The 21277-nt window shown below is 54.7% G+C and carries 17 protein-coding genes; 13 read left to right on the top strand and 4 right to left on the bottom strand.

The window, feature by feature from the left end:
• The first annotated feature begins 596 nt into the window (after window positions 1–596).
• From ABX298_RS14540 to ABX298_RS14530, 3 genes are read left to right on the top strand one after another with little or no spacing between them, the layout of a single operon-like run.
• Entirely contained in the window at window positions 597–1712 is a 1116-nt protein-coding gene (locus ABX298_RS14540; protein WP_367393281.1) for an alcohol dehydrogenase catalytic domain-containing protein, read from the top strand.
• 45 nt (window positions 1713–1757) lie between these two features.
• Window positions 1758–2297 (top strand): cupin domain-containing protein, encoded by a 540-nt coding sequence (locus tag ABX298_RS14535; protein ID WP_367393280.1) that lies wholly within the window; start codon window positions 1758–1760, stop codon window positions 2295–2297.
• Between the two features lie 20 nt (window positions 2298–2317).
• The gene (locus tag ABX298_RS14530) at window positions 2318–3235 is read left to right on the top strand and encodes a transporter (RefSeq protein ID WP_367393279.1); all 918 of its coding nucleotides are present in this window, start codon (window positions 2318–2320) and stop codon (window positions 3233–3235) included.
• On the opposite strand, the gene ABX298_RS14525 is transcribed toward ABX298_RS14530, so the two are convergent.
• Entirely contained in the window at window positions 3230–3895 is a 666-nt protein-coding gene (locus ABX298_RS14525) for a GntR family transcriptional regulator (RefSeq protein WP_367393278.1), read from the bottom strand. The two genes, ABX298_RS14530 and ABX298_RS14525, sit on opposite strands and share 6 nt — an antisense overlap.
• A gap of 322 nt (window positions 3896–4217) precedes the next feature.
• On the opposite strand from ABX298_RS14525, the gene mhpB reads away from it, so the two are divergent.
• From mhpB to ABX298_RS14475, 10 genes are all read left to right on the top strand, one after another.
• Complete coding sequence (mhpB, locus tag ABX298_RS14520; protein WP_367393277.1) at window positions 4218–5162, top strand: 3-carboxyethylcatechol 2,3-dioxygenase; 945 nt, start codon at window positions 4218–4220, stop codon at window positions 5160–5162.
• A gap of 23 nt (window positions 5163–5185) precedes the next feature.
• Entirely contained in the window at window positions 5186–6043 is an 858-nt protein-coding gene (locus ABX298_RS14515; protein WP_367393276.1) for an alpha/beta fold hydrolase, read from the top strand.
• Window positions 6044–6054: 11 nt separating this feature from the next.
• Window positions 6055–6849, top strand: a complete 795-nt coding sequence (gene mhpD / locus ABX298_RS14510) for a 2-keto-4-pentenoate hydratase (protein ID WP_367393275.1) — start codon at window positions 6055–6057, stop codon at window positions 6847–6849.
• 13 nt (window positions 6850–6862) lie between these two features.
• Entirely contained in the window at window positions 6863–7801 is a 939-nt protein-coding gene (locus ABX298_RS14505) for an acetaldehyde dehydrogenase (acetylating) (protein WP_367393274.1), read from the top strand.
• Window positions 7802–7812: 11 nt separating this feature from the next.
• Complete coding sequence (mhpE, locus tag ABX298_RS14500; RefSeq protein WP_367393273.1) at window positions 7813–8823, top strand: 4-hydroxy-2-oxovalerate aldolase; 1011 nt, start codon at window positions 7813–7815, stop codon at window positions 8821–8823.
• A gap of 267 nt (window positions 8824–9090) precedes the next feature.
• On the top strand, window positions 9091–10308 hold the full coding sequence (gene mhpT, locus ABX298_RS14495) for a 3-(3-hydroxy-phenyl)propionate transporter MhpT (protein ID WP_367393272.1): 1218 nt from the start codon (window positions 9091–9093) through the stop codon (window positions 10306–10308).
• 41 nt (window positions 10309–10349) lie between these two features.
• Window positions 10350–11618, top strand: a complete 1269-nt coding sequence (locus ABX298_RS14490; RefSeq protein ID WP_367393271.1) for an OprD family porin — start codon at window positions 10350–10352, stop codon at window positions 11616–11618.
• Between the two features lie 412 nt (window positions 11619–12030).
• Complete coding sequence (locus tag ABX298_RS14485) at window positions 12031–13779, top strand: FAD-dependent monooxygenase (protein ID WP_367393270.1); 1749 nt, start codon at window positions 12031–12033, stop codon at window positions 13777–13779.
• Between the two features lie 197 nt (window positions 13780–13976).
• A complete protein-coding gene (locus tag ABX298_RS14480) occupies window positions 13977–15620 on the top strand; it encodes an acetolactate synthase large subunit (RefSeq protein WP_367393269.1) in 1644 nt (547 codons plus the stop codon).
• A 139-nt stretch (window positions 15621–15759) separates the two neighbouring features.
• Window positions 15760–17871, top strand: coding sequence for a methyl-accepting chemotaxis protein (locus ABX298_RS14475; RefSeq protein ID WP_367393268.1), 2112 nt, complete (start codon window positions 15760–15762; stop codon window positions 17869–17871).
• A 67-nt stretch (window positions 17872–17938) separates the two neighbouring features.
• On the opposite strand, the gene ABX298_RS14470 is transcribed toward ABX298_RS14475, so the two are convergent.
• From ABX298_RS14470 to ABX298_RS14460, 3 genes are all read right to left on the bottom strand, one after another.
• A complete protein-coding gene (locus tag ABX298_RS14470) occupies window positions 17939–18943 on the bottom strand; it encodes an AraC family transcriptional regulator (protein ID WP_367393267.1) in 1005 nt (334 codons plus the stop codon).
• A 106-nt stretch (window positions 18944–19049) separates the two neighbouring features.
• Complete coding sequence (locus ABX298_RS14465; RefSeq protein ID WP_367393266.1) at window positions 19050–20159, bottom strand: alcohol dehydrogenase catalytic domain-containing protein; 1110 nt, start codon at window positions 20157–20159, stop codon at window positions 19050–19052.
• Window positions 20160–20307: 148 nt separating this feature from the next.
• Window positions 20308–21243 (bottom strand): LysR family transcriptional regulator, encoded by a 936-nt coding sequence (locus ABX298_RS14460; protein ID WP_367393265.1) that lies wholly within the window; start codon window positions 21241–21243, stop codon window positions 20308–20310.
• Window positions 21244–21277 lie beyond the last annotated feature (34 nt).

Here is a 21277-nt window from a genome sequence, read left to right as displayed (position 1 = left end):
GGCCTGGATCCAATCAATCGAGATTCAGTTTCGTAGCAGGAGCTTCATTTACAAATGGAACCCGCTTTATCGAGCACAGCGAGCGAAAGCGCTAACAGAACCTGTGCCCCAGATAACCTCCGCCAAGCGCTTACTGATGGCGCCGTACCCATCGAACCCCAAGGTAAGCAAGCCCTGCCAGGGAAATAGCCCACCTTCGATCCAATCGGCAGCACTCGATCTCTAACTAATCCACTCCAGCGAGACGCATCAACACAGTTCGGTCGCCATCGAGGCTAAATCCGCTCGCCGACCATGAGCAGCCATGCCACCCTCCGTCTATCGAAAGACATCTTGCATGCTAGCATTCCAGTGATGCATGATGTGTTCATAACTACAAACAAGCGGTGCCCATCATGGTCAGCATTGCGTGCAAAGACTCCTCGCCTTTTTCGTCACGCTGGCATGTGACGAGATCCTCCAATGGCTGCCATCGAGGCAACCTTCTCCGACACGTTTTTCCAGACAGATAAATCCTTTTGCTCTCGCGAGCTAGAGGGGTTTCCTTCTGTTTAGTGCCCACGGCCCCTGGCCCAATGAAAATAAGGAAAATAGAAATGAGCATGATGAAAGCTGCCCGCCTTCATAAGGTTGGTCCGACCTTCCAACTCGACTCGATCGAGGTCCCTAGACCACGTGCACATGACGTGGTTGTAGAGGTGAAAGCTTGCAACTTGGTACCTAACCTTCGCAATGTCATCGAGAGTTACTCCACCTGGTTCCCCTACCTCCCGCTTCCGAAGCTGCCGGCGGTCTACGGTTTAGACGCCGCCGGCATCGTAAAAGAAGTGGGTGAAGGCGTGCACGGCATCAAAGTCGGAGACCGCGTGTACGTGAACCCCGGCCGTAGCTGCGGTTCCTGTCATGCCTGCCTGCGCGGTCAGCACATCAATTGCACCGCATTCACCTTCCAGGGCTATTTCGGGTTTGGCCCAGGCTCCCAAGAAATCTTCGAAGACTACCCCTATGGCGGATTGTGCCAATACATGACCGCACCGGCGTCGGGCTTGGTCAAGCTCCCTGAAGCTATCACCTTCGAGCAAGGGTGCCGCTTTGGCTATCTCGGCACCGCCTATTCGGCCCTTCGCAAAGCTGGCGCGTGCTCTGGTCAGTCTGTACTGATCAGTGGCGCCACCGGGACGCTCGGACTTGGGGCCGTCCTACTTGCCCTGGCCATGGGTGCTACAAAAATCTTCGCGATGGCTCGTAACCGCCAACTTCTGGAGCGAGTTCGCGCTCTCGCCCCAGATCGGATCTCCACAATTTCTGTCGGCGATGAGCCACTGGGGGATTGGGTTCGGAAGCACACCGATGAGCTCGGCGCTGACATTTTCATCGATGCGGTTGGCCCAGGCGCTCCTCATGAGCTTACCGTTGAGGCGATTGGTGCGCTGCGCCGCGGCGGCCGCATGGTGGATATCGGGGGGATGTCTGAGGACCTGCCGGTACCGATGTTCAAACTCATGTGCTTCCAGATCAGTGTGATTGGCTCTCTCTGGTTCACTGTGGCAGAAGGTCAGGACATGGCCGAAATGGCTGCCGCCGGCACCTTGGATCTTTCAGTATTCGACCAGGAGGTCTTCGCCATCGAACAGGTCAACGAGGCAATGGATGCAATAGCAGACCGCAAAGGCGGTTTCACTAACGTTGTAATCAATCCCAGCCTGACCTGAACCGCAGCGCCGCTCGATCGGGCGGCGCTCAATCGGAGACCGAACATGAAAGTGAGACGAGTGGTTGCAGGCACGCAGAATGGTAAAGCTGTGTTCCTTTCCGACGGTCTGGCGCCTCAGACCTATGAGTACAAAAAAATTCCAGGATTCGCTACCTCTTTAATCTGGCAAACGGTGGCATCACCGACCCTTCCTGAAGCCTTTGACGACCCAGTTCAAGCCACCTCTTCCCTGCTGCCTCAGCCTGGAGAAACCAAGTGTCTGGCGGTGAGTTTCCCGCCTGACTCAATCTTCCAGTCCTCGGATTTCAGTCCCGAGGAGGCTCATGCTGAGCAGCAACGTCACCTGCTTGGACTGTATGAATGCTTCGACCCTGAGCGACCTGGTATGCACGCCTCTCCGACAGTTGACTACGGCATTGTGGTCACAGGCCCTCTCGTTCTAGAACTGGACGACGGCCAGATAAGGGAGCTTGCGAGCGGAGACATCGTGGTGCAGCAAGGCAATATCCATGCTTGGCGAAACCCTGGCACCGAACCTGCGCTGGTTATATTCGTCCTTATTGGGGCCCACGCCAAGCTGTAAAAATACATAGGATAATAACAATGAAAAGTTATGTAACACGCGCTGGCGTTGCCAGCGCGCTCGGATGCTCTTTGCTCGTTTCTTCTCTCTGTTACGGAACTGAAAATGGAGATACCGTTTGGCCGTTAGGTGTACAGACCGTTCTTCCAGCGATCTTGCCTCCCCCAGGTGAAACCTCTTTGTACAGCTATACCGCCTACTACAAGGCGGACAGCTTCAAAGATAACAGCGGCAAATCGTCTGTACCCGGATTCAGCTTGGAAAACTTTGTTCAAGCCATTCGAGTAGTGCATACATGGGACGTGAAATTCGATAGCGGCGTTACCATCAGCAGTGGAATTATCGGCTCAGCGAACAAGATCAAGGTTGAGGCATTCGGAAATAGCGATACAGACTCCGGTTTCAGGCAACTGTATCTGACCCCTCTGTATGTCGGCTACTCGCCTTCCGAAAACTTGCATTTGCTAACGGGATTCAGCGCCTTCGTACCATTGGGAAACTATGACGGCAATAAGCTAGCGAATAGCCCTACAGGCAATGCTAGCTATACCCAAGAATTCGACCTGACCTGGTTCCCACATCCTAACTGGGAGGTGTCGATTGCACCGACATTCACTATCAATGCGAAGAACGACGACACCGACTATCGCTCAGGTAACGTGTTCAACGTTGACTACCTGCTCGGCTACAGGCTGCAGTCGAATCCCAAGGTTCAGTTAGGCTTGGTGGGTTATTACACCAAGCAGGTCACCGACGATCGCTACGACCATGGTGACCTCGATGATGGGAACCGGCTGAGTAAATTCGCCGTTGGCCCCCAGATCTTCTATGCGTTCGATCAGAAGTCAGGAGTCGTCCTCAAATGGATGCGTGAGACCGCAGTCAAAAACGGCCCCAAAGGCGACTCGGTATGGCTTGAGTTCGCCTTCCCGCTATGAGGCGAGCTTCGCGTCCTCAGGCATTTTAGACACGACGTCCTTCGCCACACTGTGAATATGGCTCGCAGCCGCATTGGCTGCGGCCTTTTTGTTCCTGGTTTTCAGCGCTGCAAGAATTTCATCGTGCTCATCAGTAGCAGCATCCAAATGCACTTGAAAGCCACAGGTCTGCACGATGAAAAAGTCGGACAGCTCAAAATTTGCTACTTGACGTGCCGAGAGTATTGGCGATTTTGCCATTGCGTGTAGCAGGCGATGGAATTCGACGTTTAAAGTTCGATAGCTGTCGGCAGCATCGCTGTGAGCTGGGTTGATGCTTCTAATTTTGTCGTTGATTTCAGACATCCGCAGTACATCATCAGGGGAGCCACGTTCAGCAGCAAGCCCGGCGATAAGCGCTTCGTTGTTCGCAAACATTTGGTAGAAGTCATCAACTTCCAAACGTGTAGGGTGCACAACCTCACACCCAACCTGGGCTGTGATCAAAACAAAGCCCCTTTCCTGCAGGCTGTTCAGTGCGGTCATGATCGGCTGACGACTGACTCCAGTCTCTTCGCCAATTTCTTTTACCAGAATCTTTTCACCGAACGCGTACCTACGATTCAGTAGGCGTTCCAAAATGTGCTGGTAGATAGCGGTCTTCTTGTTTGCCACTTGCATCGTTGTGGTTTTCCTAGGACTGAATGCGCGGTTCAACATTTCGCTAACTGGCTTGCATACTAGCATTTCGGATAGTAAACCAGATTTTTGCATCCATCGCTTAGTATCCGTCGCGCCCCATCCTGAAGGCGAGGAAACGCTCGACGATGAGCGGGCATCGTCAAGCTTGCATGCTAGCATTCTAGCGTGCATGATGATTAGGCAGACAAAAACAAATCTACCTGCATGGCGTTGCTTCTCTGCCTAGGCATTGAGGAAAGCGCTCATGCCGTCCCAGTGCGAGGCGGCCTGCACTGGGGCACGACGTGAAGGTCTCGTATCGATGAACGCTTACCTGCATTGCCTATCGCACACGCCCCTAATTGGGCATTTCGATCCGCCCAAGAACGTGCTCGATGAAGTGGATGAGGTGGTCCGCGCTGCCCGTGCACGCATCGCCGCGTTCGATCCTGAGCTCGTGGTGCTTTTCGCTCCAGACCATTACAACGGCTTCTTCTACGATGTCATGCCCCCTTTCTGTCTGGGCATGGCCGCTGAAGCCATCGGCGATTTCGGCTCGCTCGCCGGCACCCTGTCTGTCCCCAAATCCATCGCTGAAGCTTGTGCTGAATCTCTGCTGAGCAATGGCATCGATATGCCTGTTTCATATCGCATGCAGGTCGATCACGGCTTCGCTCAACCACTCGAATTTCTCCTCGGCGGTTTGGACAAGCATCCGGTCTTGCCGATCTTCGTGAACTGCGTGGCACCGCCTTTGCCAACCTTCGAGCGGGTCAGATTGATGGGGGACGCGGTCGGTCGTTTCACCCGCACCCTGAACAAGCGCGTGCTGTTTCTGGGATCAGGTGGCCTTTCACATCAACCGCCAGTTCCAGAACTGGCCAAAGTTGATGCCCGAATGGCTGACCGGCTCATGGGCAGTGGCCGCAATCTGCCAGAAGACGAGCGCACCGCTCGCACTCAACGAGTGGTCACCGCAGCTGAGCGATTTGTCGAAGACCAGAACACCCTACATCCCCTGAATCCCGAGTGGGATCAGTACTTCCTCGACGTTGTTGAGCAGGACCTTTTGAGCGACCTGGATCACCTCCCCAACGCACATCTCTCCGAATTGGCCGGTAAATCCACGCATGAGGTCAAGGCCTGGGTCGCAGCCTTCTCAGCGCTCGCTGCCCACGGCGCATACACCGCGACAGATCGCTATTACCGAGAGATCCCTGAGTGGATCGCAGGCTTCGGCTCAATCAGTGCGCAATCTCAGCGCTAACACACTTTCACGGAGAATCAATCGTGACTGCAATTACTGAAAAAGACACCAGCAAATTCGTTCGCATCCAAGACGGTGAGCTGGATCTGAATATTCATTACAACGACTGCGGTGAAGGCAAAGAAACGGTTGTCATGCTGCACGGTTCTGGCCCTGGTGCTAGCGGCTGGGCCAACTTCAATCGCAACATCGAGCCACTGGTAGCAGCTGGTTTCCGGGTCATCCTCATGGACTGCCCAGGCTGGAGCAAAAGTGATTCGATCATCAGCACCGGCTCTCGGTCCGATCTCAACGCCCGTGTTCTGAAAGGGTTGGTCGACAAGCTGGACTTGGACAAAGTGCACCTGCTCGGCAACTCCATGGGTGGCCATACCGCCGTAGCTTTCACTCTCACCTGGCCTGAGCGCGTAGGTAAGCTCGTACTTATGGGCGGTGGCACCGGTGGGGTCAGTCCATTCGTATCCATGCCAACTGAAGGCATCAAATTACTCAACGGGCTGTACCGCGAGCCGACGATCGAAAACCTCAAGAAGATGATGAACATCTTCGTCTACGACACCAGCGACCTCACCGAAGAGCTGTTCCAAGCACGGCTGGACAACATGCTGGCTCGGAAAGACCACCTCGAGAACTTCACCGCGAGTCTCGCTGCGAACCTCAAGCAGTTCCCTGACTTCAGCCATCGCCTCGGTGAGATTCAAGCCGAGACCCTCGTAGTCTGGGGTCGTAATGACCGCTTTGTCCCGATGGACACAGGCTTGCGCCTGGTTGCTGGCATTCCCAACTCTCAACTGCATGTCTTCAACAAATGCGGCCACTGGGCCCAATGGGAACACGCGGACACGTTCAACCGCATGGTTCTCGACTTCCTCACCCACTGATCGAGGTCACGATGAACATTACACAAGAGACCCTTGAGCGCTTGGCGGCTGATCTGCGCAGAGCTGAAGGAAAGGGCGAGCCTGTTGGACCATTGCGTGACGTGATCGGCGCCACGAACGTGGAAAGTGCATACGCGATTCAACGCTTGAACCAAGCCTATGCCATCGCCAATGGACAGCGCCTGGTTGGCCGCAAGATCGGTTTGACCAATCCCAAGGTCCAGGCCCAGTTGGGCGTAGACCAGCCGGACTTTGGTTGCCTGTTTGCCGACATGGCGTACGGCGACAACGAAGTGGTTCCTTTCGAACGTGTCCTGCAACCCAAGATCGAGGCAGAAATTGCACTGGTTCTGGAACGCGACCTACCTAGCGCTTCTACAACTTTTGCAGATGTCATCGCTGCAACCGGCTGGGTTCTCCCGGCGCTTGAAATTGTCGGCAGCCGCATTGAGGGCTGGAACATTAAGTTCGCCGACACCGTGGCTGACAACGCATCAAGCGGGTGCTTTGTCCTCGGCGGACCTGCACAGCGAATTGATGGGCTAGACCTGCGCGGCGCAACGATGCGGCTCTCCAAAAACGGTGAGGTCGTGAGCTCCGGTAGTGGTGCCGAATGCCTAGGGAACCCGCTGAATGCAGCCGTTTGGCTCGCTCGCACCATGGCTGAGTTTGGTGAACCTCTCAAAGCAGGCGACATCATCCTCACAGGCGCCCTAGGACCGATGGTTGGCGTTAGCCCAGGTGATCACTTTGAAGCCGAAATCGAAGGCCTTGGCCGCGTCGGCGTGTCGTTCAGTGTCGAGTGATGGAGATCTAGAAATGACTACAAAACGCAAAGTCGCCATCGTCGGCTCCGGGAACATCGGCACCGACTTGATGATCAAAATCCTGCGCAATTCCAAGCACCTGGAAATGGCCGTGATGGTTGGTATCGACCCAGCCTCCGATGGTCTGGCCCGCGCAGGCCGGATGGGCGTGGCTACCACCCACGAAGGTGTCGCCGGCTTGGTCAAAATGCCAGAGTTCGCCGACATCGATTTCGTCTTCGATGCAACCAGTGCTGGTGCTCACGTCAAAAACGACGCCATGCTGCGTGAGTGCAAGCCGGGAATCCGAGTAATCGACCTCACCCCGGCAGCTATCGGCCCTTATTGTGTGCCGGTGGTGAACCTCGAAGAGCACATTAATGCACAGAACCTGAACATGGTCACGTGCGGTGGCCAGGCAACTATTCCGATGGTCGCTGCAGTATCGCGTGTTGCCAAAGTGCATTACGCAGAGATCGTCGCATCGATTGCATCCAAATCGGCGGGGCCTGGCACGCGGGCGAACATTGACGAATTCACCGAAACCACTTCGAAAGCCATCGAAGTGGTCGGCGGCGCAGCCAAAGGTAAAGCCATCATCATCATGAACCCGGCTGAGCCTCCTCTGATGATGCGGGACACCGTCTATGTGCTGTCTGAAGCAGTTGACCAGGAGCACGTTGAGGCTTCCATTGAGGAAATGGTCTCCGCAGTGAACGCATATGTCCCTGGCTACCGCCTCAAACAACAAGTTCAGTTTGAAGTGATTCCTGAATCTGCCCCACTGAACATTCCTGGCCAAGGCAAATTCAGTGGCCTGAAGACCTCTGTTTTCCTCGAGGTCGAGGGGGCTGCCCATTACTTGCCGGCGTACGCAGGCAATCTCGACATCATGACTTCCGCTGCGCTGGCTACCGCCGAGCGCATGGCTCAGTCGATGAGCCAGGCCTGAGGAGCGCAGATATGAACGGTAAAAAGCTCTACATCTCCGACGTGACCCTGCGTGATGGTATGCACGCAATTCGTCACCAGTACTCACTCGATCAGGTCCAAGCGATCGCTCGTGCCCTGGATGCCGCCAAGGTAGATTCGATCGAGGTCGCCCATGGGGACGGTCTCCAGGGCTCCAGTTTCAACTACGGTTTTGGTGCGCATACCGATATCGAGTGGATCGAAGCTGCCGCTGACGCGGTGAAGCACGCCAAGATTGCAACGCTGCTGCTCCCCGGCATTGGTACTCTGCACGACCTCAAAGCGGCTTATACCGCAGGCGCTCGCGTCGTCCGTATCGCCACCCACTGCACCGAGGCAGACGTTTCCAAGCAGCACATCGAGTACGCCCGTGAACTCGGCATGGACACGGTTGGTTTCCTGATGATGAGCCACATGCAGACCCCCGAAGGGCTCGCGCAGCAGGCAAAACTGATGGAAAGCTACGGCGCCACCTGCATTTACGTCGTCGACTCCGGCGGCGCAATGAATATGGATGACATTCGTGCGCGCTTCCGCGCAGTGAAAGCGGTGCTCGATCCAGCCACTCATACCGGTATCCACGCGCACCACAATCTGAGCCTCGGCGTAGCCAACTCGATCGTCGCCGTTGAGGAAGGCTGTGACCGCATCGACGCGAGTCTGTCGGGCATGGGCGCCGGTGCTGGTAATGCACCACTGGAAGTTTTCATTGCAGCTGCAGACAAGCTGGGCTGGAACCACGGCACTGACCTGTACGCCCTGATGGACGCAGCAGATGACCTGGTTCGCCCACTCCAGGATCGCCCGGTACGTGTTGACCGAGAGACTCTCGCGCTCGGTTACGCCGGCGTTTATTCGAGCTTCCTTCGCCATGCAGAAGTTGCAGCTACTCGCTACGGCATCAAAGCAGTAGACATCTTGGTCGAGCTGGGCAAACGCCGCATGGTTGGCGGCCAGGAAGACATGATCGTCGACGTCGCATTGGATTTACTGAAGCGCTGAGTTCGCAGACAGCTCCACGCAAGCTGTCTGCAGCAATCCCCTCCCGTAAGGGAGGGGGTCTATGACACAACAATAAGAGAGATCACCACCATGAATGCCTCGCAGATTCCCAACTCGCAGCACCTCCGAACACGTAGTGATCAGCCCACCTACTCACTCTTTCTTGAGTGATTGGCTGTGCTGACGTAGCTCTACATCACTGGCGTTACTAAAACCACAATCACGAGTTTTCTGAAGACCGTTCAAAGGTCTTTGGAGGGGGTCGCTATGACTGAAAAAACTGATAAGACCAAACTTTTCATCACAATCGCGCTTTGTTTCCTTGTTGCATTGATGGAAGGCTTGGATCTCCAAGCCCCAGGAATCGCTGCTCACGGCATGTCTGCCGACTACAGCTTGGATAAGCTGGAAATGGGATGGGTCTTCAGTGTCGGCGTCCTTGGTATGCTCCCAGGCGCTTTCGTTGGCGGCCGCCTTGCTGATCGCTATGGCCGGAAGAAAGTACTCATCGTCTCCGTTGCCCTATTCGGCATCTTCTCCCTCGTCACTACGGTTGCATGGAGCTTCAGCGCGTTGCTGTTCGCTCGACTCCTGACAGGCGTGGGACTGGGCGCATCGCTGCCCAACCTGATCGCACTTGCCTCTGAAGCCGCTGGTGAGCGCATGCGAGGCACGGCAGTAAGCTTGATGTATTGCGGTGTACCGCTGGGGGCCGCGTTGGCAGCCGCCATTGGTCTGCTGGATTTCGGGGCGGGTTGGAAGCTCGTCTTCTACGTCGGCGGCGTTGTCCCTTTGGTCATCGTTCCCTTGCTGGTTATCTTCCTGCCCGACGTGTACAAGCAAGCGATTGCAGCCACCGCAACGATCGAAGTTCCCTCCACCAAAGCCATTTTGGTTGAAGGCGGCGCACTGAAGAAAACTCTGCTCCTGTGGATCAGCTTCTTCTTCACACTAATGGTCACCTACATCCTGATCAACTGGCTGCCAAGCATCTTGATTGGACAGGGATTCAAACCGAGCGAGGCAAGCGTCGTCGTGTTGGCCATGCAGCTCGGCGCGGCCGTGGGTACGTTGATGCTTGGCGTTGCCATGGATCGCCTTCCTATCTGGGCCATGTCGGCGCTGGTTTATGGGGGCATTCTGATTTCCTTGGCCTGCCTCACCGTGGCGGCCTCACTCCCTACCATGATCGGTGCAGGATTCTTGGCCGGCATCTTCACAACGGGTGGCCAGTGCGTGCTTTACGCCCTTGCTCCTCAGTTTTATCCCGCCAATGGCCGGGCTACCGGGACCGGTGCAGCACTCGCAGTCGGTCGTGTGGGTGCCATGACCGGTCCACTCGTCGTAGGAAAAATGATGGTCCTGGGAGCCGGTGCGGGTGGTGTGATGTTGGCGTCGGCGCCGGGCATCGTTCTGGCGGCTATCTCGCTGCTTTATCTCTCGTCGCTAAAAAAACGCCCTGAGCTGAGTGCCTCAGTGGTTTGACCAGCCTTGCGTCATCACAAAAACAAGAAAGAAGACACGACATGAGCAAATCAACAAAAATTACATTCGCAGGGCTGCTGGCTGCACATGCTGCTTCACTCCAAGCGGCCGGCTTCGTGGAAGATTCGAAAGCCAAGGTAACACTGCGCAACTACTACTTCGATCGCAACTACATCAACCAGACTCCGCAAGCTGCAGCGAGAGAGTGGGCCCAGGGTTTCATCGTCAACTTCAATTCGGGCTTCACCGAGGGTGTAGTCGGCTTTGGGCTGGATGCTCAAGCCATGATGGGGTTGCGCCTTGACTCCTCGCCAGATCGTGTCGGCACCGGTCTATTGCCGTTCTCTACCTCCACCAGGGAGCCAGCCAAGGACTACTCCGAGTTAGGGCTGACAGCGAAGGTCAAGGTTTCCAAAACTGAGCTTCAGTACGGAACCGTGAGCACGTTCTTGCCAATCGCGTTCGCAAGTCCAACACGGCTGCTGCCACAAACCTTCCGCGGCACCTACCTGCGCTCGCAAGACATCACAGATCTATCTCTGCACGCGGGGTGGCTCGACCGAATCAACCTGCGGGATTCTACTGACTACCAAAAAATGCGAGTTTCAGCGCCAAACGGACGCTTCAACGGCGCAGCCGAGTCTGATGCGTTTTATTTCCTTGGCGGTGATTACGCCTGGTCGAAGAACCTCACGCTCAAGTATTACTACGCTGAGCTTGAAGACATCTACGACAAGAATTACCTCGGTTTCGTGGACAACCGTGAGCTGGGCCCAGGGCGGCTCACTTCCGACTTCCGCTTCTATGATTCCAAAGACAATGGATCCGCAAAAGCAGGGAAGGTTGATAACCGCAATACCGCCTTGATGTTGACCTACCAGCTCGGCGTCCATCGTCTCGGTGCTGGCTACATGCAGCTGACCGGCGATACCGCAATGCCCTATCTCTTTGGTACCGAACCGCTGGTGATCACGGAAGGCACATTGAGCTCGGAGTTTTTAAACCCCAAGGAGAGAAGCTGGCAGGTCAAATACGACTATGACTTCGTCGGCGTTGGTGTTCCTGGCCTGAAGGGGATGTTGCGTTACGTCAGCGGCGACAACATTGACCTTCCGAACCTCGGCGGCAACAAGCTCAAAGAGTCGGAAAAAGACGTCGAGCTCTCCTATGTGATCCAAAGCGGCACGTTCAAGGACGTGGCATTTCGGGTCAGACACGCTTGGTACCGAAATGATTTCGGGCCTGGAGCTACACACCGGGATGACAATGAGCTTCGCGTGAACATTGATTACACCTTTGCCCTTTGGTGAAGCCGACGTAGCTCCACTCACTACGCGCTGCACCCTTAGCCACGAACTCACCTCGTGGCTTTTTTTGGCGTGACGAAAGGCATTTCCAGACGATTGCGACCGCCACTCTTGCATGCTAGCATGCAAGTACGAATTGAGTGATCTCACCTGCCTGCGAATACCGCTGGATCAGACACTCTGATGGCCTGAAAAAAAATACAAAATCAGGAGGTACCATGAATCTCTTCCCCTTCATTCGCATCGCTCGCCCGAGCCGCGGGTCCAAGTAGAGCCCGCCACTCCCCTAATTTTTTAATGTCTCGAACGCCAGGTCGGTGCTGCTTCGTGCTGGCTGGCTTTGGGATCTGTCGGACGTGTTCCGGGCTTGCGTGCAAGTTCAGAGCATCAACATGTAATGCCTGGAGAATAAGAAATGACTACCTCCACTAGCTTCGATACCGACGTACTGGTAATCGGCACTGGCCCAGCCGGTGCAACTACTGCCTTGGCGCTAGCCACCTACGGTGTGCGGGTCAAAATGGTCACCATGTTCAATTGGCTGGCGAACTCGCCGCGAGCCCATATCACGAACCAGCGTGCCATGGAGGTCGTGCGGGATCTTGGGTTGGAAGAGGAGGTTGTGAGAGCGGCCACACCTTGGGATCAGATGGGCGATACACTTTTCACCACCAGCCTGGCAGGTGAGGAAATCGCACGTATGCGCACCTGGGGTACAGGCGACAAGCGCAAGGGCGACTATGTCCAAGGGAGCCCATGCACCATGCTGGATCTCATCCAGCCGGAGATGGAATCAATTCTTCTCAAGCACGCCGCCATCCGCGGTGCTCAATTGAGCTTCAACACTGAATATCTGAGCCATGTGCAAGATAGCGAAGGTGTGACTGCTCGCATGAAAGACGTTTTGACCGGCGTCGAGTACGAAGTCCGAGCGAAGTACCTGGTGGGCGCCGATGGAGCAAACTCCAAAGTAGCCAAAGAAATCGATCTGCCGATCGTCGGCGAGATGGCCAGGGCCGGAACCGCATACGTAATCTTCAACGCAGACCTGAGCAAGTACGTCGAACACCGCCCGAGCATCCTGCAGTGGATCGCAACTCCAGAAGCTGGTTTTGGCGAAATCGGGATGGGCTTGCTGCGCGCCATTCGCCCGTGGGATCAGTGGATTGCCGGCTGGGGCTTCGACATGGCCAAAGGCGCCCCCGATCTGTCCCCAGAAGCAGTTTTGGAGAAGATCCGACTCTTGGTCGGCGATCCTAAGCTGGAAGTCCAGGTTGAGCGAATGTCGACCTGGTATGTAAACCAGGCGCATGCCACAGAATACTCCCGTGGTCGCGTGTTCTGTGCCGGCGACGCTGTGCACCGTCACCCGCCATCCAGCGGCCTGGGCTCCAACACCTGCATGCAGGACGGTTTCAACCTCGCCTGGAAACTGGCTTACGTCCTCAAAGGATTCGCCGACCCGAATCTACTGGAAAGCTACACTGCTGAGCGCGCTCCTGTGGGCAAGCAGATCGTGGCTCGTGCCAACCAGTCTCGTAAGGACTATGCCCTGCTGAAAGAGTGCTTCAACTTCGGCAATGGCGTGGACACCATTGCCAAACTGCTTGATCGCATGCGCGACCCGAGCCCGACGGGTGTAGAAGTTCGCATGAACCTGCAGAAAGCGCTGGAAATCAAGAGTCGCGAGTTTAACGCTCAAGGCGTCGAGCTGAACCAGCGTTACGTGTCTTCTGCCGTTAAGCCGGACCCAAGAGACGGTGTGGAACTCTGGGCCCGGGACAAAGAACTTTACCTACAGGCCACCACTCGCCCAGGTGCCAAGCTTCCTCACGCCTGGCTGGTTAACGAGAACGGGCACCGAATTTCTACACTCGATGTCGTGGGTAAAGGGCAAATGACCCTTATCACAGGCCTTGCCGGACAGGCTTGGGTGGCTGCTGCAGAAGGCTTGAATCAGCCATTCCTGAAAACCGTTGTTACAGGCGCAAAAGGTACTGCGGACCTTTACTGCGATTGGCAATCGATTCGTGAAATTCACGAGGCAGGTGCCATTTTGGTTCGGCCTGATGGCTATATCGCGTGGCGGCACAGCAATGCTGTTTGGTCTGCCGACGAAGCCACCGCAGAACTGCAGCAGGCGCTCCAAAGCGTCCTCGGTTAAGTATTTCCTCAAAGGCCCGGGTCTAGACCGGGCCTTCTTTTTATTTGCCTCAACAGCGTAGGAGCCCACTCGGCCCTTGCGCTGCAAACGCTAGAAACAGAAAACCAACCGATAAAGGTCCGTGGGTAGAGTGGCGCACCTGCTCCTACGCCTCACTCTATGGGCCCAAACTGCCTTGAGTGCGATGAGGGTGAAATATGGCTAAGGCCGCTGATGTCGTTGTGCAATGCCTGGAAAACGAAGGTGTCGAGTATGTGTTCGGCATTCCTGGTGAGGAAAACCTCGACTTGCTGGAATCCCTGCGCAAGTCGAAGATCAAGCTGGTACTGACCCGCCACGAGCAATCCGCGGGCTTCATGGCCGCCACCTATGGCCGCCTGACCGGCAAGACCGGCGTCAGCCTGTCGACCCTGGGCCCTGGCGCGACCAACCTGGTAACCGCCAGTGCCTACGCCTACCTGGGCGGCATGCCGATGATGATGATCACCGGCCAGAAGCCGATCAAGAAGTCCAAGCAGGGCCGCTTCCAGATCATTGACGTGTGCGGCATGATGGACCCCATCACCAAGTACACCCACCAGTTCGCCTCGGCCGACAACATCCCGGCCCGCATGCGCGAAGCGTTCCGCCTGGCTGAAGAAGAAAAGCCGGGTGCCGTGCACCTGGAACTGCCGGAAGACATCGCTGCCGAGCAAACCGACGCTCTGCCGATCCCGCCAAGCCTGCACCGGCGTCCGCTGGCTGAGCACAAGGCTATCGAAGCCGCTATCGAAAAGCTGCAAGCTGCACGCAGCCCTATCCTGGTGATCGGCGCCGGCGCCAACCGCAAGATGACCGCCAAAGTCCTCAAGCAGCTGATCGACAAGACCGGTATTCCATTCATTACCACTCAGATGGGTAAAGGTGTGGTCGACGAGCGTCACCCGCGCTTCCTTGGCAACGCTGCGCTATCGTCGGGTGATTTCGTCCACCGCGCCATTGAGGCAGCGGACCTCATCATCAACATCGGTCACGACGTGATCGAGAAGCCGCCATTCTTCATGGTCCGTGGCGGCACCGAAGTCATCCACATCAGTTTCCGTTCCGCCGAAGTCGATGCCGTGTACTTCCCGCAAGTGGAAGTGATCGGCGACATCGCCAACGCTGTGTGGCAGATCAGCGAAGCGCTGAAAGATACCGCGCACTGGGACTTCACCCGCCTGATGGCCATTCGTGAAGCCAACGAAGCGCAAATCGCCGAAGGCACCGACGATGACCGTTTCCCGGTCTATCCGCAGCGACTGGTCGCCGATATCCGTCGGGTACTGCCGTCCGAAGGCATCGTTGCTCTGGACAACGGCATCTACAAGATCTGGTTTGCCCGCAATTACAAGGCGCACAAGCCCAATACCGTGCTGCTGGACAATGCCCTGGCGACCATGGGTGCCGGCCTACCGTCGGCCATGGCGGCGCACTTGGTGCACCCCGACCGTCCAGTGATCTCGGTATGCGGTGACGGTGGCTTCATGATGAACAGTCAGGAACTGGAAACTGCAGTCCGTCTAAACATGCACATCACCGTGGTAATCCTGCGTGACGATGGCTACGGTATGATTCGCTGGAAACAAGCCAACATGGGCTTCACCGATTTCGGCCTGGACTACGGGAACCCCGACTTCGTCAAATACGCCGAAGCCTACGGGGCCAATGGTTACCGAGTGGAAAGCGCGGATGCACTACTGCCACTGCTGGATCACTGCATCGCCAACCCCGGCGTGCATGTAATCGATTGCCCAGTCGATTATAGCGAGAACGACCGTATCCTTAACAGTGAGCTGCGTGAGCGAGCACTGGCAATTTAATAAATCCCCTTACTATTAGACCGTTCGAGTGAGGCGAAAGTAGATGATTACCTTTCTTTCGCCTCAGCAAAGCGGACGTCTATAGCTGAAAGTTAACTCCAGTGACTATCGTCGCAGTTTTCGCGAAGGCATAATAAAAATGAAGTCTATACGATCGTCAATTGCCATATATTCCGGCACCATTCTATTAGTTGCAGTGCTATCTTTTCTGACTGCCGTCTACAAAAGCAATTCTGAAACCTTTGAACTAGTAAGCCATAGCGTTCAAAGGCTGCAAGAGAAAAGCATTGAAAAATATTTATTTGCAACCGCAGGCCAACAAGCCGAGAAAATTTCGGCAAGCCTAGCAAACGCTGCATTGGTAGCAAAGTCTCTTGCAGATGTCGTGTCCTCTCAAGCCGAGCAGAATTCGCTAACAGGTGTAAGCCGAATAGCCCTGATAGATATGCTCAAAAGATTTATAGATAGTAATCCAGACCTTTTAACCATCGGCATTGGCTTAGAGCCGGGGGGGCTTGATTCCAACGATGCAAATTATCATGGACAGCCTGGCCATGACGAGCAAGGCCGTTTTCTGCCTGCTTGGTTAAGAACAGCATCAGGACCTATGCTGATATCAATGACTGACATGGGCAATCCTGAATTGGCTGCTGAAGGCTTCCGCAAGGGCGAGTATTATCTGTGCCCAAAAGAAAGGAGAGCGCTATGCGTTCTTGACCCCAGAAGCTATCCTACCGATAAGGGTCCGCTTTTACTGCCAGTCTTCTCTAGCCCAATAATTGTCGCCGGCAAGTTTGTCGGCATCGCAACCAATGCACCTTCGATTTCCTTTATACAAAGTCTGGTCGAACTGTCTAACCAGAAAATCCTATCAGGCGCCGGAGAAGTGGCGATCATTGGGAAAAATGGAAAAATCATCGCCTACAGCAAAGACAACAATCTCATAACTCGCAATATAAACGAGATCATTAACAGCAATGAAGCCGAGTTATACAGCCGATCAGAACGAAAGCCCGCTTACAAACTGGATAGAGCTCTTGGGGTTGTTGAGCTTTTTATGCCGTTCGCGGTTGCTGGCAGCGAAACCAAATGGACAATCATGATCAGGCTTCCGCTGAAAGCCGTAGAGTCAGAATTATTGCAGCTTCAGAATGACCTTCGAGAAAACAGTAATCAATCGATTTTTGTACTAGGTATCTTTGGGCTGCTTTTAGGCGCGCTCGGGATAACCACTATGTTATGGCTCAGCCTAAGGATCGTTACGCCAATACTCGATCTTCGACAAATGCTTTATGAAGTAACTGCTGGCGAGGGCGATTTGACTGGAAGGTTGAGAATAAAGAGAAATGACGAAGTAGGAGGAGTAGCTAGCAACCTTAACGGGTTTCTTGAAAAGTTGCAGGCCATGGTTAAGCAAATCATTATATCAGTCCGCCAGGTTAGGCTTTCTTCCATTGCATCGGCCGGAAACGCTGAACAAACCAAAAATGGACTTAACTCCCAGAAAGGAGAAATTTCTCTTGTGGTTACCGCTATTAATGAAATGGCTGCAACCACACAAGAAATCGCCCGTAGCGCGAGTGACGCATCCGAGTCTGCGAGCTACGCTAATGATCAGGCCGGTTTAGGCGCTGAAGTGGTCGCCGTGAGCGCCAATGCAGTCAGATCGTTAGCCACTGAAATTTCCAGAGCTGCAGAAGTAATTAGAAAACTAGCGTCCGAAAGTAATAGTATCAGCCAGATCTTAAAAGTTATCCGCGGCATTGCTGAGCAAACTAATCTGCTAGCGCTAAACGCAGCCATTGAAGCAGCAAGAGCAGGTGAGCAAGGCCGCGGCTTTGCTGTTGTCGCTGACGAAGTTAGAGCGCTCGCGCAGAAAACTCAGCGAGCCACTTCCGAAATCGAGAACCTAATTACACTTCTCCAGATAGGTACTCAAGAGGCAGTTGACTCAATAGAATTAAGTCAAGGCAAAGCTGCTGACAGCGTAACTCAGTCTGAGCGAGTCAGCGAAGCGCTGAACAATATTGCCAGCTCAGTTATCAAAATTAACGACATGAGTGCGCAGATTGCAAGTGCTGCTGAAGAACAAGCCATCGTGGCAAGTGAAGTCCAATACAGCATGACGAAGATTGATAACGCGGCCAGTGATATCGCTAATTTGGCGGATGAGTCATTTTCTGCCAGTCATGAGCTTATAACTCAAGTCGAGAATCAACAAGCATTGGTCAATTTATTTAAGGTCGGATAAGCCTAGAAGACAATAATCAATGGGCACCACTTATTTGAGTGGCCCCATTGGTGGTGATTAGGTGTCTTCAGCCGAGTCGCCGCTTGAGTGTCGTAGAGGGCGACTCACCAAACCGCTGTTTGTAGTCAGAAGAAAATCGACCGAGATGCGTAAAGCCCCATTTCAATGCCGTTGAGGAGACCTGACCGTCAGCATGCTGCTGAGTTTCAAGGTCTACACGAACACGCTGCAGGCGAATCTCCTTTAAGAACTGCATCGGTGATAGCCCACGGAAACGTTGAAAGCTCAGTTGAACTGTTCGAGCGGTCACGCCAGCGTGCCTTGCAATCTGCGAGATCGTAAGGGGCTCTTGAGCGTGCTCTTCCATAAACTCCTCAGTCATGCGAACAACCGCAGGGACTACCTTCTTTTCGGCCGACTCTCGCAGCGCCGGGCTGTGGTTACTTTCATGGAATTCTAGCAAAGAAGAGGCCAGCACCTCACCAATTTGGATTTGTAAATGCGAAGAAAGTAACGAACTGGACGATAGCTGGCTGTAAGCCCACCCCAGTGTCTGTAGCCAGTTCTGGCCAGCGGACGTATCCGTGGGCAGGTGAGGCTGAAAATAAATGTCTTGTTTGATACTCCTCCCCAGCTGACGTTGAAGCATGGTTTCCAGCAACGTTCGATCAATACGGACAAGCAGCTTGTCAGTGCCAGGGAAATGATTGAAGAAGGAGTATCGATGATAGTTGAAAACAGAGGCATGTCCCGGGTTGCAGCTGAGGCTCAACTGATCACTGATTACGTGCTCATGTCCAGTGAGGACCGACTGGACCAGCACGATGTCATCCAGCTTCCCTGGATTGATCGCGACCTCTCCCCCAAAGGACATTCTGGCAACCCCAGCCTCCCCGGCCGATCGATGAAAAAATCGAGCCTTGAAGTCGGCTCCCTTTTTCTCAAGCCGGTTCTTGCAGAACATCCGCTCACCGCATAGCACAGCCTCCTCCAAGTCGGACGACTCGCACACGCTGAAATCCGCTAGGACCTGATCAGAAGGTATGAACGGGGCGACGTTAGGCCAGGCCATGGGAAAGCCCTCAAAAACGGCAATAAGTTATACGAGCAACCTAGCAACAAAAGGGAGTTGAGAACAACGCCATGGCGACGATCTGTGTCGTCGCCATGGTCCGCCATTAGTCGTGCACGATGTGGTAGTTCAAGAAGCCGCTGGCATCGGTTTGGATGTCTTCCAGGGCTTGGTTGAGCTGGTCCAATGTGTAAGGCCGAGGTGCCCACTGATTGGTGTCGAGCAACCCCGCTCTGATTAACGCCATCAGTTCCTGCGCTTCTGCGGTGGTGAACCATAGAGAGCCGATGTACTGAAGTTGGGTGCACATGAATGGGTGTGGATCGATCGGAATAGGGCCGCTCACACCGCCGATCTGTACGATTTTTCCTCCCGACGTGACGGCGTTCATGGACGAAACGGAAAGCTCCGCAGGAGCCTTCGCACCAAGCGTATCAACGACTGCATCAACTCCGAACGGAGCCATTTCACGAATACTTGAGAGCAAATCGGTACTCGTGATCTGCAGGGTACGAATGCGCTTTGGGGCCAATTGGCGAAGCCGTTCGAGTACAGCTCCATCTCGTGCAGCCACAATGATATCTGTCACGCCCATCGCTACTGCCGCAAGCGTCGCACCGACACCCAAGGTTCCAGAAGCCCCCAGTACCAGCAAGCTCTTACCTGGCGTGAGCTCGAGCTTTTTCAACGCAGAGTAAGCAGTACCTAGGTATCCAAGGCGCGTGGCTACTGCGAACGGCAAATCATCGGCCAAATTGATCAGGTTACGCGCAGGCGCTCGGAGATATTGGGCGTACCCAGCATGGCGATATTTTCGGAATACTTCTTTCGAAGACGGGCTAAATCCGAAATAGCCCATGAATGTGTAGCTCGCGCAACGCGTCGGAAGGCCGGCCAGGCACTGTTTGCAGCCCCCGCAACTCAGTCCTGGATTGGCATAGACCCGATCACCTTCCTTGAACTCCTTTACAGAGCGGCCAACCGATACCACGGTACCTGCGGCGTCCAACCCGAACACAGCAGGCAGCTCAGGCAAGGGTAGAAACGGGTACCACTCAGGGAAATTTGTAACGACGTTACGTAGGTTTGGAATAACGCCACAGGCGGCAGTTTTGATCAGGACGTCATGCTCGCCAACCTCAGGAAGCGGAATTTCGTCCACGGTAAAATTGCCACCAACTTCGTGGAGGCGAGCAGCCAACATCGTACCTGGCATGAAGCAAACCCTCTTTTTTTCGTTCTCAGGGCTGTGGGGCTCTTGGAAGCCATTAGAGTGTGGCCGACACATCGACCACTGCTTCAATTATCCGCTCGACTTCGAACATCGCTATCCAGGTCCGGTAGCCGCTATCCAAATTACGAAATTATTTGGCGCTGCCCGGTGAGGCTTGAGGTGGTGCGGCCAGATTTTGGGCCAACTGACGCAGCCAGAGAATAGCCGCATCAGCATCATCCCTCGGATGCCAAGCCAGCATGAGTTGGAAAGGCTCGCTTTCAAATGGCAACTCAAATGTCTGGATGGCATCGTTTTGGGACTGAATAAGCATGCGAGGCATCGTACAGACCAAGTCCGTCGACATCAGAATCCCTGGAACCATCCCGGCGGTCGGCACGGTGAGGTAAATCCTTCGGCTCATGCCCGCGGAGCGTAAATAATCATCCATATAACCCTTAAAGCTCTCCCGCTCCGGCGATACGACAAGATGATTCAGTTCACAGTACCCATCCAGTGTAAGAGGCTTGCCGCCACGAGGGTGCCCTTTGCGCTGCGCCATGACGAACTCATCGGTCCCCAGTGCTGTGCATTTCATCCCCAGAGGAACGCTGCGGCTAGAGTCGATCAGCAAATCGAAAACACCTTCCTCCATTTGCCTTCCTATAAGCCCAGGCTCAACGGCATTGAGAGAGACCTGAATTTGAGTACCAGCGTGCTTGGCGATCGAGGCAATCAACGGCTCACAGACGGTGCTTAAGGCGGTATCACAGGCGGCTATCCGGAAGACTCTCTTGTCGCTCCAAGGATCGAATCCCAACTCACTTTGAATGACTGAACCGAGAGTCATCAATGCCGAGCGTAGAGGCCCCCGCAGCGCTAAGGCCCGGGCGGTGGGGGTCATGCTCCGGCCTTTTTGAATCGGGACCAACAGCGGATCGCCCATCAGCTCGCGCAAGCGTGAAAGCTGTGCAGACATCGCGGGCTGGCTGATGTGAAGGCGTGAAGCTGCCTTGGTCACGTTCAACTCAGCCAGAAGCGTGTCCAGCGAAACCAAAAGGTTGAGATCAATACGCGACAGGTCCATAACCAATCCACCCCAGTGATAGGTCGCATAACGA

The organism is Pseudomonas sp. X4 (assembly GCF_040784925.1).
Taxonomy (GTDB): domain Bacteria; phylum Pseudomonadota; class Gammaproteobacteria; order Pseudomonadales; family Pseudomonadaceae; genus Aquipseudomonas; species Aquipseudomonas putida_Z.
Note: the sequence above shows the minus strand (reverse complement) of the source record. Positions and strands in the feature narration are given on the sequence as shown.

What these genes read in the sequence shown, in the direction of transcription:
- ABX298_RS14525 (WP_367393278.1), bottom strand. Translation starts at nt 3,895, where the DNA reads ATGCAAGTGGCAAACAAGAAGACCGCTATCTACCAGCACATTTTGGAA.
- ABX298_RS14505 (WP_367393274.1), top strand. Translation starts at nt 6,863, where the DNA reads ATGACTACAAAACGCAAAGTCGCCATCGTCGGCTCCGGGAACATCGGC.
- ABX298_RS14530 (WP_367393279.1), top strand. Translation starts at nt 2,318, where the DNA reads ATGAAAAGTTATGTAACACGCGCTGGCGTTGCCAGCGCGCTCGGATGC.
- ABX298_RS14460 (WP_367393265.1), bottom strand. Translation starts at nt 21,243, where the DNA reads ATGGACCTGTCGCGTATTGATCTCAACCTTTTGGTTTCGCTGGACACG.
- ABX298_RS14540 (WP_367393281.1), top strand. Translation starts at nt 597, where the DNA reads ATGAGCATGATGAAAGCTGCCCGCCTTCATAAGGTTGGTCCGACCTTC.
- mhpE (WP_367393273.1), top strand. Translation starts at nt 7,813, where the DNA reads ATGAACGGTAAAAAGCTCTACATCTCCGACGTGACCCTGCGTGATGGT.
- ABX298_RS14490 (WP_367393271.1), top strand. Translation starts at nt 10,350, where the DNA reads ATGAGCAAATCAACAAAAATTACATTCGCAGGGCTGCTGGCTGCACAT.
- ABX298_RS14470 (WP_367393267.1), bottom strand. Translation starts at nt 18,943, where the DNA reads ATGGCCTGGCCTAACGTCGCCCCGTTCATACCTTCTGATCAGGTCCTA.
- mhpT (WP_367393272.1), top strand. Translation starts at nt 9,091, where the DNA reads ATGACTGAAAAAACTGATAAGACCAAACTTTTCATCACAATCGCGCTT.
- mhpD (WP_367393275.1), top strand. Translation starts at nt 6,055, where the DNA reads ATGAACATTACACAAGAGACCCTTGAGCGCTTGGCGGCTGATCTGCGC.
- ABX298_RS14465 (WP_367393266.1), bottom strand. Translation starts at nt 20,159, where the DNA reads ATGCCAGGTACGATGTTGGCTGCTCGCCTCCACGAAGTTGGTGGCAAT.
- ABX298_RS14535 (WP_367393280.1), top strand. Translation starts at nt 1,758, where the DNA reads ATGAAAGTGAGACGAGTGGTTGCAGGCACGCAGAATGGTAAAGCTGTG.
- ABX298_RS14485 (WP_367393270.1), top strand. Translation starts at nt 12,031, where the DNA reads ATGACTACCTCCACTAGCTTCGATACCGACGTACTGGTAATCGGCACT.
- mhpB (WP_367393277.1), top strand. Translation starts at nt 4,218, where the DNA reads ATGAACGCTTACCTGCATTGCCTATCGCACACGCCCCTAATTGGGCAT.
- ABX298_RS14480 (WP_367393269.1), top strand. Translation starts at nt 13,977, where the DNA reads ATGGCTAAGGCCGCTGATGTCGTTGTGCAATGCCTGGAAAACGAAGGT.
- ABX298_RS14475 (WP_367393268.1), top strand. Translation starts at nt 15,760, where the DNA reads ATGAAGTCTATACGATCGTCAATTGCCATATATTCCGGCACCATTCTA.